Source organism: Paenibacillus sp. JT22N15 (assembly GCF_059383755.1).
On the sequence record NZ_JBXENV010000011.1, the window covers coordinates 17,574 to 35,662 of the forward strand.

Sequence of the window (18,089 nt, forward strand, 5' to 3'; positions counted from 1 at the left end):
AACCCTACTGCAGCAGCTTGCTGATTTTTTCATTGGCAGCGTCTCCTTGCGATTGGATTTGGCTGCTGGTGCCAGTCGTGTCCTTAGCAATAATGCCGTTGAAAAGCAAAATAACGACAACTAACAGCATGACGGTCATTAAAATATTGCGCATTGCGAATTCACCTCCTTGTTATGCGGGCGTTTCATCCTCCTCAGCCCAATGATGCAAACAGCTTCTGTCCCTCCATCACCCATGGATAAATAAAAACTTGAAACGTATATAAAATAGGAACTCCCGCAAGCATAAAGAGCAAATACGACGCTGTCTCCTTGCGGCTGTCTTTGGCAAGCTCCAGCTTCTCCTTGTACTCCTGAATACGGTCACGCAAAAGCATATAATACTCCTGGCTGTCATCAATGCGAAGCGAATCAATGGTCTCTACAAAGCTCATGCCGTCATCCGTTCCCATTCTGAGCTTGAATTGGCGCAATGCCTGTTCGGCATCGTGATACCATTCTCCGAGCAGCCGCTCCAAATCGCCGCGAAGCGTTCTCGTATACGGGATGCAGCGTGTCAGCTTCGTATGAATATGCAGTGACGAATCAGCCAAATAAAGCAATTGATTACTCATTACATAAATTTCCTTAGTCATGCGTTCAGATCGAAGCTTGCGCAGCATGCGCAGCCATGGCAAATCCCACAGCAGCATAATCCAGCAAAAAACGAGCAATGCGGTTAAATAGGCCATTATGCTGCCCTGACCCTGACCCGCACTTACAGGTACACAGATGGAAATGCCTATTAGCCATACAATGAGCAGCAATTTGCGAGCAGCTACGTACCAACCGGGGTCTGCTTCCACTCCGCATCCGGCGAGCAGCATTTCCCGGTCGACATATGACTGTTGTTCCCTTGAAAGCTCAAGCTTGCTAAGCCATCCATCCGGTATTTTTCTTGACCGCCATTTGATTCCGGTGAGATGCAGCCAGCGCGGCTTCTTCTGCGGCAGCAGCCTAAGTATTGCGGCCACTGCAATAAATCCAAATATAAACTGGGCCGCAATTGCTCCAATTCGCACGCCGGTTTCGACCCAATGATGCATCGCAGCCTTGCCTCCTTTTCTGCTTACATATACGCTATGCACAGCAGCTTACATTTTTTTTCGAGATAGCCATAGTCCCATTAAAAAGGAGCCAAAAATGAGCAGCAGCGCATTTAAAAGCATATCTCTGCCCTTCGCGTCCAGAACGTAATAGTAGTAGGCATTCTGCTCGTTATAATGCAAATTGATGCCAATAAATAAAGCCAAAAACAACACCGGCGTAAAATTGGCAATGCGGATTTCCAGCAGCCGATTCCGCTCCTGCTCATTCGCTCTCCGCGCTTTGCGCATATCCGTCAGCAAATCTTTGAGGCCATCTGCCATCGGCACGCCTTCAGCAAGCGCAACGCGCAAAATATTAGCGAAGTAATCCGCCCACGTATGCCCAAGCGAAGCAGCAAAAATCCGCAAACTTGCTTCATCATCACCACGGACAGACAAATTGCGATATAGTTGATCAAAAACGGCTTTCATCGGGCCGAGCAGCCTTCTTTCATCAACCGTTCGCTGCAGCGCTGCCCTCACCTGTACCCCGCCGTTCACTAAATAACACTGATAAAACAGCTCAATGGCAGGTAAAAATTCGACCTGTGTCTGCATTTGACGCTGGACGAGCAGCGCCCGCAGCACCGTATATGGCAAACAGCCCAGTACAACCCCGAACAGCAGGGTGCCTTTTATCGTCTGAAAAAACAATCCGCCAGCGGCCAGCCCAATCAGCAGCAGCAGGCCCGATAAGCATAAAAATGCCAATGGCTGCAGCTTGATCTGGAGCGCCTCTAATAAATCGGCAAGCGGACGATAGAGCTTGTCCATCCGCTGCAGTCGCTGCTCCAGAAGGTGGCGGAAGCGCCCTCGCTGCCGATAGGCTAGTCTAGCTAACCGCTCATGCCTCTCCATCCACAAGATAAGCAAAGCAGCAACCATAATAAACAGGAACAAAAATAGCAGTGCACCGCCTCCAAGCACATACAGCCTAGTCAAAAAACAAACCTCCCCTCGCCAGCTTCTTCATAGCTCGCTGCGAAGGCCGCTGCGGATATTGCCACTGCTCCAGCGCTTCATCATAAACGGCCCAATCCCGTACTTTCACCTCGTTGTCCGCCCAGCCTATTTCAGCAAGGCGCGATACGACGCGCCGCCCTCTGATGTTGCGCATTTCAATTCCAATCTCCACCACATATTCGGCTATCCGTTTCGTCAGTCGTTCCGGGTTCATGCCGCGCCCATCCAGCATACACATATCGGTGATCGTCTCTGGCACATCCTCCAGCGCATTCGCATGCACGGTTGTCATGCTGCCGGAATGCCCTCTAGTGCAGGCTCTCACATAAATGTTAGCATCGCTGTCCCGAATCTCCGCATGCACGATGCGCTGAGGAGATTGCCTAAGGGCCAATTTAAACGCCCGGCTAGCCTGGTGCTGGGGATCGTCCTCGTCGGCTTCATATTCGACGATATTTTTTGCTGGAAAATCTCTTCCGAGCATCATTTCGAAGCGCCCTTCAATGGTAATGATCCGCTCCTCATCAGGCAGGCTTGCAATTAGCGCCTTCATGAAATGGGTTTTGCCGGAATTCGTCGGCCCAATAATAATAAGATTGAATCTCGCATGCAGCACAGCTTGCAGCATGGCAAGCATCGCATGACTTATCGTTGCGTATTCCGGCTCGCTAAGTACAGGCAGGCCAAAGCTTTTAACTGTAAAAAAGCGAATTGTCAGCGTCGGCTTCGAGGTGAAGCCGAATCCTGTCATCGTGACGCGCGAGCCGTCGCTCAGCATCACCTCCGCCCAGCGCTTGCGCGGGGTAAACCGATCATTGTTATACAGCACCAAGTTGCTCTGAATACGCTCAACATCGCGAACACTTGCAAATTGATGCTTCGACATAACAGCCTCGCCACTGCGAACCTCATAAATTTGCGTGCCTACGACCTGCACCTCCTCCAGCCCATCTTTATGCTGCAAAACGAGTTCAAGCACATTCAGCCCAATAACCTCGGCGAACAAGGCCTCAGCAAGCGTTTGATAGGGATGATGATTACCATCTTGATTATGAATGCGCAGTCGCCGCAACCGATCATTAATAACTGCATAAATCTGTTCCCGCTCTGGCATAAACCCAAGTACAGCACGGTTCAGCGTCTCATTGTACTGCCTTCGCTCCTCATCATTCAGCCCACGCGGCGCTGCCAAAAAAGCTTTCATCTCATCAGCGAGCCTGTCAAAATCCGCTTCATGTGACGGATCTGGCAGGTGCACGTCTCCGCCCTCTCCTTCCTTGCTTCCAGTCGCCCCGACTCTCAACTGGGCTGAATAATCAAAAGGAGAAAATCGGCTGTCTCCCGCCTTCAAGAGCGGGCCTCATTGCGATGCGAGAGCAGCTTGCGATACCAAGGCTGCAGCTTAAAAGCAGGAGCTATAGTCCGAATGCCATATCGCTCCATTAACTGCTGCGATGGTTTTTTCATTGCTGTCCTGCCCGCCTGATCTTCCCCCAGCCATTGACCAAGCTTGCCGCTGTCCAAATGGATAAATGTATCCTTCGTCATTTGCATTACACCTAGCTTCACCGTACCCATTTCCTTGCAAATATCTTTCATTCGATAGCCTCCTCTGCCCCATGGGGGCTCTATAATAACGGTATTGTATTGATCAGCTGTCAGGCCGAATAACGGAGAAATTTGTGTGATCCAGCGTCTTCCATCCTCCTGAAAATGGGAAAGCGCACCGGTCGTGACTACAATTCGCGTACTCGCCAGCCGCAATGCACACACGGTAGCTGCATTATCCCAATAAGCGCTGACATCCATAAAAAGCACCTCAAAGGTTTGCCCCGCAATATGGATCAAATGCTCGGCCTCCTCAGGGGTAAAAAATTCGGCCTGATCACGCACAACATTGCCGAACAGCACTCGCAAATTCTCTCTTCCTTCAACCACATGCATAGCACTAATCAATTTTCCCGGTGTCAGCGAGCCTGATTGCAGCTCAGGCCGCAGCTTGTCGAGCGTGCTTTGCGGCTCCTTGATGCCAAGGTAGCGATGGAGCTTCGCGCTCTTAAGATGCAGGCATAAATAGCCGACATGCAGGCCGCTGGCTTCGGCCATTCGGTATGCCGCCGCAAAAGCCGCTGTCGTCGTCCCAATATTAGGCGTCGTTCCCACAAAGGCAATGAGCGGTATTCGCTGCTCCATCAAGGCTGCTCCTCCTTCATCTCATCCACAACATTTAGCGATTCGGGGCTGAAAGCAACGACAAGCTTATAGCTTCCATCCTTGCAATAGCCATCGATTGCAAGCCACTGCCTCTCGGTCAGATTGAGGTTTATGTAATCGATCATGCCATTGGCCTCACGCCGGGAGGCATACATCTTTTCCTTATCCCCATCCGCTAAGGAGAGCAGATTCGGATCGTCCATATTATCGATTTCAACATTGCCTGAGGATTTGACTGACGCTACTGTAATTGCCTGATCAAACAGGCGCCCGGTACCTTCTCCTTCACCGGATAAATACAGCACCACCTTATCCCCGGCGCGAATGCCGTTAGAGATGGAGCGTACATAATCGCGCGGAATTTGGAAGGTCGATTCGCCGCTGCCCGGCAGCAGGTGAAAGCGGTCGATTTTCCAACCGAGAATCGGTTCCTGCTTGCCGAGCGGTACAATCGTCTCCATTCCGGCAGCAGTCGCAGCATCCAGCAACATTCCATTGTCGTAAGCGGCTTTCGGTACATACCGGTAGGCGAGATCCTCTGCCATCAAAGTTGCGCCAGCCATAATAAAACGCTTGGGCACGACGACAGCAACCATTTCTTGACGCTGCAATTGCAGCTGCTGAATCTGGAACAGACCGTATACAAGCGCACCCGACAACAGCGCAGCCAGCACACTGATCCAAATATTCCTTTTTCTATTCATTCCTTCCCCCTTCCGAGCCATTAGCAGACAACAAAAAAAGAACGCAGCAGCAGCCTGTAAAAGGCTTAACTACTAGCGTTCTTCGCTAAATATTGCTCATATGTAATTGGTGTGTTTCTTGATTAACCACATAATAGCAAAGGAAACATTTCTTGTCCATCTTTTTTTATAATAAATTTTCAAACGCCGTTCATGCACAAATGCGCTCCCCTACAGCATCAACGGATGCTATAAAAAAGCGCATTTACACAGGATTTAGCCCGTTAAGGTGAAACGGCTGTCGCCATCCTCTGGCGGCGCGGCGCGTTTCATCCCGAGAAATATAAGCCCATTATAAGTGTGAAACTTATAAATGCTTATATTTTTAAAAATCAATCAGGCCCACACTAATCAATAGCGCGTCATCGACCTTACGCATCGTTTCATCGTCCAAATGCGTAATTTTGTCGGTCAGCCGCTGTTTGTCGATCGTTCGAATCTGCTCAAGCAGAACGACGGAATCCCGGTCAAAGCCATGTGCAGCCGCGTTCATTTCTACATGTGTAGGGAGCTTCGCCTTCTGAATCTGCGCGGTAATGGCCGCCACAATGACGGTCGGACTAAACCGGTTGCCGATATCATTCTGAATGACAAGAACAGGCCGCACTCCTCCCTGCTCCGATCCGACGACAGGTGACAGATCAGCAAAGAACACGTCTCCACGTTTTACGATCAAGCTCTACACCCCGCTTACAAGACGGCCGAGCGTGTGATCAGCCTCTACCTCCGCTTGAAAAGCTTCCGAGGCCATGTTCAAGTTGATTTTCGCCATCTCCAGATACCCACGCTGCATGGACTCGCGGATTTGCCGTTTCTTTCTTTCCACAAGGTACAGCTTCATAGCCTGCCTAATAAATTCACTGCGGTTAGAGTTCTCCTTAGCTACGATACCGTCAACCTCCTCCAGTAAATGATCCGGCAAGCTAATCATGATCCTCTTGGTGTTCTGCACATTGGCCACCGAACAAGCACCTCCAAAACTTTTCCACAACCTTTAATACACATTATTGCAATAATAAGGCCCCTCTATACTTCAACATATCTATGTCAGCGATATATCAAATATGCTGTACGAACATGACGTACTTTAGCGTCTTTAAACCCGACCTAGCATTAATTCGAGACAAATGGTGAAATCCCTCTTTTTTTGCGTAAAAATGGCATTTGAAATTTTTCCCGAACGCTCATGCTGTCAAATTAAAGGATTTACGACGGATAGCGCCTTTCCATCCTTAAAATAGACACGCGGTACACGAGCGGCCAGCATGCAGGTGACCTCATAATTAATCGTATCGAGCTGCTTCGCAACCTCTTCTGCAGAAATCCGCGCATTGCCCTGATCGCCAATGAGTACAACCTCTTCGCCTTGCTCAACGGGTTCTCCAGCTTCCGTCGCCGCCGCATCAAGCGCAATCATGCACTGATCCATACAGATCGTCCCGCGGACAGGAACCTTTACGCCACGAACAAGCGCTTGCGCTTTGCCTGTCAGCATCCGGCTAAAGCCATCGGCATAGCCAATCGGGAGCGTTCCAATCCGCTCCTCGCCCTGCGTCACATAACGAGCGCCGTAGCTGATGCCCCAGCCAGAAGGTGCATTCTTCACCATGACGATCTCTGTCTTAAGCGACAATACCGGCTCCAACTGCAGCTCATCATGGCGCACCTCATCCGAAGGGTAAAGGCCATACATACTAATGCCAAGCCGCAGCATATTGCCCGCAAGCTCCGGCGTATCCATGCCTGCAGCGCTGTTAGCCGCATGAATGATCGGAATCGGCAGCTTCTGCTGCAACACATAACGAACGACTTCCTGAAAACGCTCATGCTGCAAAATCGTATAGCTTTTGTCATGCTCATCCGCACGGGCGTAGTGGGTAAATAACCCTTCGACCTCAAGCTGGGGAACGGAAAGCGCCTTTTCAATAAAAGGGATAGCCGCATCCGCTCCAATGAGCCCAAGCCGTCCCATGCCGGAATCTACTTTAATATGAACCTTTAGCTTATTATTAAAATGATCCTCATCCGGAGCTGGCAGCTTGGACGCTGCCTCTAATACATCCTCGCGAAACAAGGCTATCGTTATATCATGTTTTCTTGCAAGCCACAGCGCATCTGCAGCAACATAGCCAAGCACCAATATAGGGATGGAAATGCCTGCCCGTCTCAGCTCCAATGCCTCATCCAGAAAAGCGACCCCTAAATAATCTACTCCGCAGCTCGCAGCTTCCCGTGCGATTTCCACCGCTCCATGGCCATAAGCATTGGCTTTCACAGAAGCCATCAGGCGTACGTCCTCGCCCATATGCGCTCGAAACACGCTCAAATTGCGGCGCAGCGCATCCAAAGAAATTTCTACCCGTGTTGGGCGATAATACCCCTCCAAGTCGTTCACCTTCTCCTCATCCGGCAGCCCCATACACGAAGGCCAGTAAACATCAATAGTATTAATGTTATACGTTGCCGTCAGGACTGTCAATGAAATGACTGCCGGATTTGATTAGCACGTCTTGGAAATTCAGGGTTCTTCCTATTTATCGACGCCCGATTGCACGGATTGGGCAATTTTGATCATTTCGGTTTCTGGCAGCGTGGCGCTTGTCAGCCTGAACTGATCGCCTTCATAAGTCCAGCTGAGCGTTTGCTGCTCGGTTCCCGAGGTGAGCTCTCCCCACGTAAAGCCAAGATCCACCAAGGTGCCTGGGACAAGCGAGGCTGCTTGATCGTGAGGCTGAGTCTGAATGAGCGAGAAGTCGTAAACGCCTGTGTAACGAGTCAGTTGGCCAGGATTTCCAGCGAACTCCACATCACTGCTGTCTTTCCAAACGACACCATCCGGCAAATACGTCGGAGCCATTGTCAGGAACACGCCATCATCCGGCAGCGCGCTTGTCTCATTGGCTTCCTCATTTGCATTCGAGCTGCCGTCTGTATTTTGATCTGTACTCGCATTTTGATCAGTGCCATTGTTTTGCTCCGAATTGCCATCTGTATTGGCATTGCCAGAGATGCCTGTACTGCTGTCCACTTCGTTCTGCCCGCCTGCATTATTGTCTGAGCCAGATGCCTGATTATTGTCCGTGCCATTGATATTGACATTATCCTCTGGAATTGCCGAAGTTGCTTGCTCACCTGTGCCGCTGCTCGATGGGGTCGACTTCATATTAGCCTCTGTTTCAAATACACTCTTATCAAATTTGGAGCCAAATTCGAATGTATTGAACTGCACCTCGACCATTAGCGCAGCATTGGCATCGCTGACCTCAACATGGACTGGCTTATAGCTTGACTTGTCGAGCCAAATCTTTTGCCGCGCCAAAGATCCATTATTGTAATTTGCCATAACGTCGAAGACGTAGGCACTTTCTTCAGAAGCAAATTGGCGCGAGTTATCCAGCAAAATGCTCTGCACGAGCGTCTGGTACAAATAAACCTGACCTTGATTTTGCGGCCAATCGCTTTGGAAACGGAACACTTTATTGAGGCGTGGCGTCAGGACGAAAACGCCATCGTCATTGCGCAGTACAATTTGAGTAATGTCTTTTTCTTCATTAGTCAGCTTGATGCGGTAATATTGCGGCTTCTGGTAGGATACTTCAACCTTGTAGGTAAGCGGCTGTTGGCCCGTATGAAGTGTCATTGTCCCGCTTCCTTGATAGCTCTCAAGCCCATTTACTACCTTGTCCAGATCCTTCACCACGGACTCGGCATCCTTCGTCCCGCAGGCAGCCAATACGAGTGAAAAACATAATATCATTGCCGCGGCCCATGTCATGCGACGCATTAAAATCAACCCCTCTTCACAATGTTTTGCCATCTGATTCATGTGTATGAGGGAACTTGGACATTTATGCGGACTAGTTTGACAAGCTCACTGAGAAAAGCAATCTATGTTTCCCCCGCCATTTGTCGCGTTGATGCCCGCCTAAAGGCTAGTATGCTGAACGGACTGCGGTCCGTTACGCAATCTCGCGGAGCGCATTACAATAAGGACATAGACGAACACGGGAAAGGATGAACGTTATGAAAAAATTATTTCGATCAACGACGGATAGCAAGCTAACCGGTCTCTGCGGAGGAATTGGACACTGGCTCGGCATTGATCCTACTATTATAAGATTGCTTGTTGTTTTTGCCTCCCTTTTCAGCTGCGGTGCAGTCATTCTTGCCTACTTCATTGCGACGTTGGTTGTTCCAAAGGCTCCACATGGCAATTTCGGATTTTCTGATAACTACTAAAAATTAATTTTGAGGAGAGATGATAGAATGGGAATTTTACAACGTGTATTTAGTATGACGAAGGCAGCGGCCAATGAAATGTTAGATAAAATGGAAAACCCGGTGACGATGCTTAACCAGTATTTGAGGGATCTGGACGAGGACATTGCAAATACTGAACGAGAGAGCTTGCATCAGCAGGCGCAAGAGCGTGCTTTTCTGGCAAAGCTTTCGGAGCTGCAGCAACAAGCCGACTACTATGAAAGCAAAGCAGAGCAAGCGGTCGCAGGTGAACGCGAGGAAGAAGCCCGTGCTGCACTTGAAGCAAAACTGGCTTATGCCGATCAGAAAGAAGAAACTACAAAGCTGCTTCAGTTGGCCAAGCAGAGCGCGTTTGAGCTCGGTCTTCGTCTGGAGTCGCTGAAGGAAGAGAAAATTCGGCTGCATGAAAAACGCAAGGAGCTCGTGCTGCGCATGAAAAAAACAGATGGAGCCGCTGGCTATTCATCAGCGGATTCCTTGCATGGAAGCTTCGCTTCCAGAGGTTTTGACCGTATTGAACAGAAGCTGATGGAACGGGAAGCTCAGCAGGAATTGTCCAAAGCTTCATATGGCCTGGATAGTGCCCCAACGGGAAATGCAGAGCAAAATGCGCAGCAAAGCGCAAGAGTAGAGGAAGAGCTGCAACGGTTATTGCAGAAGAAATCCGTCAGCTAAGCGTAAACGGCTGTCGCCGTCCTCTGGCGGCTAAGCTATCGTTTCGAGGATGAAATATAAGAACAGGAGCCACTCATTTAGCAGCAATACTGCTTTCTGAGTAGCTCCTGTTCTTTTTTTCGCACACCGTCCGTTATCCTCTTGAGCGCCTCAGTCTCTTCCGCAACTGCTCATAGCTTTGATAGATCCACTTGGACTCCTTCGTAAGCAAAGGGCCGAGCACAGCAAGAATTAAGACGTACAGCACCGCAAAGGATTGAATGGAGGCCATTAAACCGCCCGCTTTGCCGATGTTCGCCATAATGATGGAGAACTCGCCTCGGGAAACGAGCGTAAAGCCTACATTAAGCGATGCCTTTGGCGAAATGCCTGAAATACGGCCCGCCAGCATGCCTGCTCCCAAATTGCCAACCAGCGTCAACAGTACCGCGATCAGCGTCATCCCTACCGCGCCGCCCAAAGAGGCGGGCTCAATGGTTAGACCGAAGCTAAAGAAAAACAGCGCCCCGAAAAAATCGCGGAAGGGTAACACCTGCTGCTCGATCCGCTTCACATGCCTGGATTCGCCAAGTACAAGCCCGATCATCAGCGCTCCGATTGCTTCTGCTACATGAAGCGTTTCCGAGAAGCCGGCAACAAGAAACAGCAGCGTCATAATCATCAGCAGAAACAGCTCTGACGATTTAATATTAAGCGCAAAATCAATATATTTAATAATTTTCCTGCCCACAAATAAAAATACAACGATAAAGGCAAGCGCAGTCAAAGAGATTAGCAAAACGCTCCAAAAGGAAGATGCGCCGCTCAAGATGAGCCCCGTCAAAATCGATATGTGTACCGCAATAAACAAATCGTCAAACATGATCATACCCATAATGATTTCTGTTTCCGGGTTGGCGGTTCTCTTTAAGTCGACCAGCACCTTTGCCACAATAGCAGTGGAGGAACTGGTCATAATGCCGCAAACGACTAGCGTTTCTTTGATGGGCAAGTCCGTAATCCAGCCAAGCAGCAGCCCTGATAGAAAATTCAGTGCGACATAGAAGGAGCCGCCTACGATTATCGCTTTACCTGATTTCAACAGCCGCGCTACCGAAAACTCCAGCCCTAAATAAAACAGCAAAAATAAAATGCCTAAACGTCCCATAAATTCGATAAAGGAGGAGCTCTCAATAAACCGCAAATCAATAATCCAAAAATGCGGCGCATGCGGTCCCACAGCCATCCCGATCAAAATATAAAAAGGAATAACCGAGAAGCGAAGCTTCGCTGAAAGCAAGCCTGTCAGCGTAATGAGCGCCAGTGCCATCCCGACTTCAAATATGAGCGTCTCCATGGGCTAAAGTGCCCCATTCAGCAAAAGTTTTTTTAATTGGTTCAGTTGAATGCGTTCACCTGCCACGACTAATGTTACGCCTGACGTAAACGCGTATTCCGCTCCAGGATTAATATGCTTCGTCTTATCCTTCTCTACTATGGCCAAAATGGTCGCACCCGTCGTTTTGCGGATATCCAGCTCCCCAATCCGTTTGCCAACGCATTTAGATAAAGGCTCCAGCCGAATCCATTCGATAACTAAGCTATCTAGCGCTATTTCCTGATTTTCCAGAAATTTAGGCTTATAGGTGATGCCTGCAATGATAGCCGATACAACTCTGGCTTCCTCGTCATCAAGTGTGACCATTGACCGCATCTCATCAGGCTCATCTGTGTCCATATGAAAAATATCCCTTCGTTCATCATTATGAACGACGATAACCAGCTGCTCCCCGTTGCGGGTTCGCAGGCTGTATTTTCGGCCAATACCGGGCAATTCGGATTCTCTAAGATCCACTTACAGCTCCTCCTTCCCTGGATAATTGGTTAGCAGTGAACTTAATTGAAGCGAGAATGACACGCATGGGGCCCGATGGTGTCGCTACAGTGATAGACTCGCCTAGACGTGCCAAAAGCAATTGCCTGCCAACAGGCGACAGAAAGGAAATGAGGTTTTCGTCTGGATTGGCCTGCTCAGGCAGCACGATGGTAAAGGAATCCAACGCTTCATAATCAGGATATTCAATCGTAATATGGCTGCCAATAAGCACCATGGATTGAAGTTTTTCTTCCATTAGCACGTCCGTTTCCGAGAGAAGCTCTTGCACGGCCTCCGTATACAAGAATAGAAATTGTTCCATCTCCATACGCTCTTTCCCCGGCATAACAAAATAGGCGTCGAGGAAGCGTTTCCTCTCGACACCTAACACGGCAAGCTGCGACACAAGCTGTTCTTGGGCATAGGACAAACCGATACTATGGTTCATAGTAGACCTCACTCCCTATGCGTACATTACTGATTTTGCATAAACAATAAACCGCTTTTTCCATGCTGTTCTCCTCCTAAAATAATATAAGGCCTCTGCGTCAGAGGCCTTATAACAAGCTTACCAAACAAATAATATATGTCCAGCTATTATTTAAATCTAATGGGACAAGCTATGCGGTTGTAAAACGGGAAAAGAGGTTGTACAGACTATTGATTTCGTATAAACTACAATTGATAACAATTCTCATTAAATGAATAGCAAGCAGAAAAGTGAACGCTAGCGCTAAGCTGTTGAAAAATATAAATGAAGAAGCTTCTTTAAAAAGGAGGACGCGAAAATGAGAAAACCAGCTTCCGTCCTGCAAGCGGACGGCGGTTACAGTTATTGGAAGAAACAGACCACCGAAGCAGAGTTCGAGCAGCAGGCCGCTGCTTTGAGCGAAAACGAAAACTGGCCTTCGGAAGCGAAAGCCATGATCGACCGAACCATCCATTATATGAATGAAAAATATGCAGAAGGCATGACCCGGCAGAAGCTGTCCTCCATCGCAGGCATGAGCCTATGGCATTACTCTCATCAATTCAAGCATTGGATCGGGCAAAGCCCCATTGATTATTTGAACAGCATCCGGATCAACAAAGCGAAGGAGCAGCTGCTGCATTCTAATTTGCGGATTAAGGAAATTGCCGAAAAGGTCGGCTTTGAGGATGAATTTTATTTCAGCCGTAAGTTTAAGAAAGCGGCAGGCATAACGCCAAAACAATATGCAGCGTGGACGAATACACGAATTGCTTCCTTTTCATTTCCCTATGCCGGACATTTGCTCGCTTTAGGCATTATTCCGTGTGCCGCACAGGTCGATCCGCAAAGGGACGTGCACCGCCATGCTTTTTTTCAGCATATTCCCTATCCGCTTCGACGATCCAAACGAATGGAGCCGGATTTAGTTGACTACAATCGCAGTGCGCTTCAGCAGGCTAGGCCCGAGCTCATTTTATGCGACGATATGGTGAATGAACAGATTATAGGCTCCATCGGCAAAATCGCCCGCACCGTCGTCATTCCTTGGCTTGAGCTAGACTGGCGGCAGCAGTTTAGGCAAATTGCAGCCCTGCTTGGCAAAGGAGAGGACGCTGCATGCTGGCTCGCGAATTATGATCAGAAGGCGGCTTATGCCGGGGAGCGGGTCAGGAAGCTTTTTCAAGGGGATACGATTTCAATTGTTCATCTCATGCAGGGACATATCGTTGTATACGGACGACGTAACGGAGGGGCTGTCTTATATGAGGATTTGAAATTAAACTGCCCTTATGACTTAGAAAACATATCGATTTTACGTGAGATTAAGGAGCAGGAGCTGCCTCTTTTTACGGGAGATCGTCTGCTGCTTATTATTGATTCTGACCAAGCCTCTCAGCAAATGTGGCGGCAGCTTCAGCATAGCAGCGTATGGACAAAGCTTAAAGCTGTAAAAGCGGGAAATGTGCGGCAAATACAGGAATGCCCCTGGCTGGACTACTCCCCTTTTGCCCACAATCTAATGGTAGAACAGGTAGAAGAATTATTTAGAACGAACTAAACACGAATGTCCATGTTTTGCAAAGCGGCGGGAGCGTATAATACGTTTTGATCATTATAAGCCTGACCATTATTGTCAAAACGGAGGTTTCATCATGTATTTGTACCGTCATTCCTTCCTGTATATTGCTCTTGCTGCCGCTATTTTGCTGTTGTCAGCGTGTGGGAACAACTCAGGAAGCGGGCAGCCGTCTAGTTCGGCTTCTAACCCTGTCTCGACCGCTTCACCTTCCGCTTCTTCACCGGAGACTTCTTCCGATCAACAGCCGCTCAAGGTTACACATCCCTTCGGCACAACTGAGCTTCCAGCGGGCCCTGAGCGGATTGCTTCCATTAATTTGGAGGATATGCTGCTCGCTTTAAATGTACCGATGGTATTCGGAATGTCGATTGGCGAAGGCTATTATTTAAACGACAAACTTAAAGAGCAAGGTGCCACTTTGGAAATTTGGGGCGATAACCTGAATCTCGAAGCGATCGTTGCAGCTCAGCCGGATTTGATTATTGCGAGCACCGCGATTATGCAAGAAGGTTATGATAATCTTTCCAAAATCGCGCCAACCATCGTATACGATCGTGAGGATTGGAGAAATTCGCTTGCAGCTATTGGACAAGCGTTGGGTATGGAGGATCAAGCACAATCGGTCATCAGCGCTTATGATAAGCAGGCTGCGGATGCGAGAACAGCTCTGAACCCTATTCTATCGGAAGGCAAAAGTGCAGCTTTCATCCGCATGACCGCCAAAGATTTCCGAGTCTATTTCCCTAATTATATCGATGAAAAAACGCAAATCGAATGGCCAACCTATCCCGGCGTTCTATATAACGAGCTTGGAATAAAGCTGGATCCAACCGTTGAGAAGTGGCATCAGGAGCAGCCTAATTTTCAAAATGCGACGATTTCGCTGGAGATGCTGCCCGAATTGCAGGCTGACTATTTATTCGTTACGCTCGGTGGAGCCGGCAGCACGGACGAGGAAATTAAACAGGCGAAGGAAAGCTTCAGCGCGATTGAGCAATCCGCCGTGTGGAAATCGGTACCGGCCGTTAAAGCGGGCCATGTCATTTTCGTAAATGCAAGACATTGGATTAGCTCCGGCCCTCTAGCAAGCAGCATGAAAATGGATGATGTTGTGGCGGAGCTCGGTTCTTCTAATTAAATAGTTGAGCCAGCAAGCTATAAAAAAATCCCGAGCATCCCATGTATATGGAGTGTTCGGGATTTTGTGTTGTAACCACTCGGCAGGCTAAATGGTATACGATTAATGATTAAAATCATAATTAGGATTTGCTAAAACGGCATCTACTAATGTTAATAGATCTACCTTTTCAACATTTCCTGTTTCCCCAAGAAGACCTTTCAAATCGCTGTTTAGATTAGATTTGCTGTCTGTATAGTTATAGCCTAACGAACCAATATCTTTAAGAGTAAATTCAGTTCTAGCAATAACCTCAATTATTTTCTCGCCAACTTTATCCTCAGCAAGGGTCAATTCCATATTCCCGTTATCAGCAATTTTCCCTTTAGTTGCATCTACCTTGCCTTTACCTAACCCAATTGCTTTAAATTTCAGATTTACAAGGGTAGCATCGCCATTAACACCGTAATCTTTACCTTTGCTTACAGTAATCAATCTAATCGTGTCATTAGCAGTGCTTGTGTTCGATAAAACGGCTATATGTCCAACCTCTTCAATGCCCACGAACTGGAATCTAGTTGTATCATATTGGACACTGAAATCTTCCGCATAAATATTGGATGCATTTTTCAAATCGACTTGGATGGTGAAAATGTCATTCAAATAAACTTTATCAAATTGGGATGCAATATCTAATTGCGTCGCTGGCACATCGAGCTTTGCTGATACCTCATTAGAATTTGCGCTTTCGCCATTTGCCGCTACCGACTTCACCACATAATAATAATTAATACCCGGCGCAGCCTCTTTATCAATATAGGACTCTTTCTCTACTGAGCCAATTACAAGGTATGGGCCGCCTAATGTCTCTGATCTCGCTACTTTGTAGTATGTAGATCCCGTAACGGTACCCCAATTAAGTTCGATTTGCTTATTCGTATTGTTGGCCACTGCCATCAGATTGGTCGGAGCATCAGGAAGTGCAGGAGCCTCTTCATCCGTTAAATAGCCTGTTTCATCAATATCTACAGCATCAAGAGAAAACTGCTTATCCCCTGATATACGCTTGATAATGACCGAATGATAACCGTATACAAGACCTGTTTTTTCATACACAAGTACCTGATTTTTAGTTCCAGTTCCTTTCTGAGAATAATATTCGCTTTCCCCATCAATTTTAATTTCGATGTTATCTGAATAACCGTTATTCCATGAGTGAGCATATATTCTTAATTGAGAACCATAAAATTGGAATTCAATTTTATCTGTTCCGTTACCCGATTCGCTCCCCTTAGATGTGGTGGCATGATTTGCATTTGAAAAAGAATTAGTCCATTGACCGGTATATTTAATCGTATTAAATTCATTGTCATACCTTCTCCAGCCTGCATCAGGTATATTATCATTGGTCAAATAACCTGTATCATTAATATCTATAGCCTCCAGCGAGAAATAGTTACCGCCGGATATACGTTTTATTTCTACAAAGTGGATTCCATCTTTAAGACCTGTTTTTTCGTATAGAAGTAAATTATTTTTTTTATCCCCTAATTGAGAATAGCTTCCTTTCACCCCATCAATACTAATTTGAATATCGTTAGAGTAAGGACTAGTCCAATTTGTAGATATAATTCTCAACTTAGTTCCGTAAAATTTAAAAGAAATATTATCTGTCCCATTACCCGATGAATTAAATTTCGCAGTTCCACTAACGTTCCAAGTGCCCGTATATTTAATTAATGGTTCAGTATGGCTATATCTTTTCCAGCCCTCTTCCGGTGCGGTTAATTGACTACCGATAGTCGCTGCAAACGTACTTGCTTCAAAAGTGAAAAATGATACTACTAAACTCAATGCTAATACAAATTTCATTAATACAGGTTTAAAACCTCGCATTGTGTCATCTCCCTTGTTTTAGTAACAGGATGATATTACACCAAACAGATATTTTAGTATAGTATTTTTTTGAAATTCAATTTTAATTATTGTAAAATAACCGAGATCAATCTAAGCATTAAGGTTAGACATATATTTTTATACCTAAATGATGTTAAATCATTAAACAAAAATAGACAGCCCGAGCCACTGCTTTGCGCTTCAGAACGGTCTATCTTCCTAATATACGTAAAGTTGAAACTTATCATCATAGTTGCATATTATCGGCTATATGAGCCTGCTCATTAAAAATGACTAAATAAAAAAGTTCCGAACCTCCACTGATAGGGGTCGGAACTTTTGTTATTTAGAGGCGACTCTCCAGCGGATCATAACGCACAAAAACAGGAAAATAGCGCGGAGCCATCGTAAAGCTAAACTGCTGCTCTGTATTGTCCTTATATGTAACCGTGTAATTACCGTGGCCAGTATCATAAACAATTTTTAGAAAAGTAAACTCGCTGCTCGCGTAATGTGAGCGAACATAGTAATGGGAAGCTGCCTTAGCCGCATTTTCCTGAAACAAGCTCGTATTAACGAGTAAAATAAGCAAGGCCATTATGACGATTGAAAAAAGAATAAAACGCTTGTACTGCATGTTACTCCTCCGCTTAAGCTTATGTAACAATTACGTGAACATGCTTGTAACATCATTCCATTGCGAGTGGTCAGGCAGCTTCTGTGCTCCCCAATATTCAAGAAACATTCGAACAATCTCGCCTTTATCCGTCGTTTTGTATTCATAGTGTTTGAATGAATCATCGGCATATACGAACCGGATTTCCACAACGAAGCCGCTCATGCCTTTCCCTTCGGTTGCGGCCTGCAAATAGATGCTGTTGTCCAGCGGCAAGCTCGGCTCGAGCACGATAAAATCCTCATAATCCGGTTCAAATCCATATATGATATCCGTGATAAGCGACATATTAATCTCTTCTTTCTTAAAATCCCCATGATCCGTCATCAGCTTATATGTAAGTCCTGCATTCCCCATAAAAGCACCTCCCAGCCAAGGCCATTATGCCCCTGAACTCAAAAAACATGATTTCACAATTGTATCATACGGCTATAATCCGATAATATCAGTCTGCCGACTGATTATTTGCCTCAGCTATGCCAATAGAACTAGCTTCATCGTAAGGTTTGATA

General features: G+C 47.0%; 20 protein-coding genes. 4 read left to right on the top strand and 16 right to left on the bottom strand.

Annotation, left to right across the window (positions count from 1 at the left end; genetic code table 11):
• Positions 1-4 precede the first annotated feature (4 nt).
• The 10 genes from AC50X8_RS21390 to AC50X8_RS21435 form a co-directional block, all read right to left on the bottom strand.
• Complete coding sequence (locus AC50X8_RS21390) at positions 5-154, bottom strand: hypothetical protein (protein WP_200931697.1); 150 nt, start codon at positions 152-154, stop codon at positions 5-7.
• A 40-nt stretch (positions 155-194) separates the two neighbouring features.
• Positions 195-1,085: a hypothetical protein gene (locus AC50X8_RS21395; RefSeq protein WP_494881351.1), complete on the bottom strand. Its 891-nt coding sequence runs from the start codon at positions 1,083-1,085 to the stop codon at positions 195-197.
• 48 nt (positions 1,086-1,133) lie between these two features.
• Entirely contained in the window at positions 1,134-2,069 is a 936-nt protein-coding gene (locus AC50X8_RS21400) for a type II secretion system F family protein (RefSeq protein ID WP_494881352.1), read from the bottom strand.
• Positions 2,062-3,441 (bottom strand): ATPase, T2SS/T4P/T4SS family, encoded by a 1,380-nt coding sequence (locus tag AC50X8_RS21405; protein ID WP_494881354.1) that lies wholly within the window; start codon positions 3,439-3,441, stop codon positions 2,062-2,064. Before AC50X8_RS21405 ends, AC50X8_RS21400 begins: the two co-directional genes overlap by 8 nt.
• On the bottom strand, positions 3,438-4,283 hold the full coding sequence (locus tag AC50X8_RS21410) for a CpaE/TadZ family protein (RefSeq protein WP_494881356.1): 846 nt from the start codon (positions 4,281-4,283) through the stop codon (positions 3,438-3,440). Before AC50X8_RS21410 ends, AC50X8_RS21405 begins: the two co-directional genes overlap by 4 nt.
• Positions 4,283-5,008 carry a CpaB family protein gene (locus tag AC50X8_RS21415; RefSeq protein WP_056043934.1) on the bottom strand — a complete coding sequence of 242 codons (726 nt, stop codon included), beginning with the start codon at positions 5,006-5,008 and terminating at the stop codon, positions 4,283-4,285. Before AC50X8_RS21415 ends, AC50X8_RS21410 begins: the two co-directional genes overlap by 1 nt.
• Positions 5,009-5,372: 364 nt before the next feature.
• Positions 5,373-5,723, bottom strand: coding sequence for a type II toxin-antitoxin system PemK/MazF family toxin (locus AC50X8_RS21420; RefSeq protein WP_046233824.1), 351 nt, complete (start codon positions 5,721-5,723; stop codon positions 5,373-5,375).
• A 3-nt stretch (positions 5,724-5,726) separates the two neighbouring features.
• On the bottom strand, positions 5,727-6,008 hold the full coding sequence (locus AC50X8_RS21425) for a CopG family ribbon-helix-helix protein (protein ID WP_046233825.1): 282 nt from the start codon (positions 6,006-6,008) through the stop codon (positions 5,727-5,729).
• A gap of 231 nt (positions 6,009-6,239) precedes the next feature.
• Positions 6,240-7,433, bottom strand: coding sequence for an alanine racemase (alr, locus tag AC50X8_RS21430; protein WP_056043931.1), 1,194 nt, complete (start codon positions 7,431-7,433; stop codon positions 6,240-6,242).
• A gap of 144 nt (positions 7,434-7,577) precedes the next feature.
• Positions 7,578-8,831: a LolA family protein gene (locus AC50X8_RS21435; RefSeq protein ID WP_494881358.1), complete on the bottom strand. Its 1,254-nt coding sequence runs from the start codon at positions 8,829-8,831 to the stop codon at positions 7,578-7,580.
• A 239-nt stretch (positions 8,832-9,070) separates the two neighbouring features.
• Here AC50X8_RS21435 and AC50X8_RS21440 point away from each other — a divergent pair, with 239 nt between their 5' ends.
• Both AC50X8_RS21440 and AC50X8_RS21445 read left to right on the top strand, forming a co-directional pair.
• The gene (locus tag AC50X8_RS21440; RefSeq protein WP_494864262.1) at positions 9,071-9,286 is read left to right on the top strand and encodes a PspC domain-containing protein; all 216 of its coding nucleotides are present in this window, start codon (positions 9,071-9,073) and stop codon (positions 9,284-9,286) included.
• A 27-nt stretch (positions 9,287-9,313) separates the two neighbouring features.
• Positions 9,314-9,982 (top strand): PspA/IM30 family protein, encoded by a 669-nt coding sequence (locus AC50X8_RS21445; RefSeq protein WP_494864260.1) that lies wholly within the window; start codon positions 9,314-9,316, stop codon positions 9,980-9,982.
• Positions 9,983-10,115: 133 nt separating this feature from the next.
• Here the strand turns inward: AC50X8_RS21445 and AC50X8_RS21450 are convergent, their stop codons facing one another.
• From AC50X8_RS21450 to AC50X8_RS21460, 3 genes are read right to left on the bottom strand one after another with little or no spacing between them, the layout of a single operon-like run.
• Entirely contained in the window at positions 10,116-11,318 is a 1,203-nt protein-coding gene (locus AC50X8_RS21450; protein WP_494864258.1) for a cation:proton antiporter, read from the bottom strand.
• Positions 11,319-11,321: 3 nt separating this feature from the next.
• Positions 11,322-11,816 (bottom strand): cation:proton antiporter regulatory subunit, encoded by a 495-nt coding sequence (locus AC50X8_RS21455; protein WP_494881359.1) that lies wholly within the window; start codon positions 11,814-11,816, stop codon positions 11,322-11,324.
• On the bottom strand, positions 11,806-12,285 hold the full coding sequence (locus tag AC50X8_RS21460; protein WP_056043913.1) for a GreA/GreB family elongation factor: 480 nt from the start codon (positions 12,283-12,285) through the stop codon (positions 11,806-11,808). Before AC50X8_RS21460 ends, AC50X8_RS21455 begins: the two co-directional genes overlap by 11 nt.
• Before the next feature lie 340 nt (positions 12,286-12,625).
• Here AC50X8_RS21460 and AC50X8_RS21465 point away from each other — a divergent pair, with 340 nt between their 5' ends.
• Complete coding sequence (locus tag AC50X8_RS21465) at positions 12,626-13,867, top strand: helix-turn-helix domain-containing protein (protein WP_494881360.1); 1,242 nt, start codon at positions 12,626-12,628, stop codon at positions 13,865-13,867.
• A 94-nt stretch (positions 13,868-13,961) separates the two neighbouring features.
• The gene (locus AC50X8_RS21470; RefSeq protein WP_494881362.1) at positions 13,962-15,026 is read left to right on the top strand and encodes an ABC transporter substrate-binding protein; all 1,065 of its coding nucleotides are present in this window, start codon (positions 13,962-13,964) and stop codon (positions 15,024-15,026) included.
• A gap of 102 nt (positions 15,027-15,128) precedes the next feature.
• Here the strand turns inward: AC50X8_RS21470 and AC50X8_RS21475 are convergent, their stop codons facing one another.
• The 3 genes from AC50X8_RS21475 to AC50X8_RS21485 form a co-directional block, all read right to left on the bottom strand.
• Positions 15,129-16,901, bottom strand: a complete 1,773-nt coding sequence (locus AC50X8_RS21475; RefSeq protein WP_494881364.1) for a cohesin domain-containing protein — start codon at positions 16,899-16,901, stop codon at positions 15,129-15,131.
• Positions 16,902-17,247: 346 nt separating this feature from the next.
• On the bottom strand, positions 17,248-17,538 hold the full coding sequence (locus tag AC50X8_RS21480) for a hypothetical protein (RefSeq protein WP_494881365.1): 291 nt from the start codon (positions 17,536-17,538) through the stop codon (positions 17,248-17,250).
• Between the two features lie 30 nt (positions 17,539-17,568).
• On the bottom strand, positions 17,569-17,934 hold the full coding sequence (locus AC50X8_RS21485; protein ID WP_494881367.1) for a hypothetical protein: 366 nt from the start codon (positions 17,932-17,934) through the stop codon (positions 17,569-17,571).
• Positions 17,935-18,089: the final 155 nt, after the last annotated feature.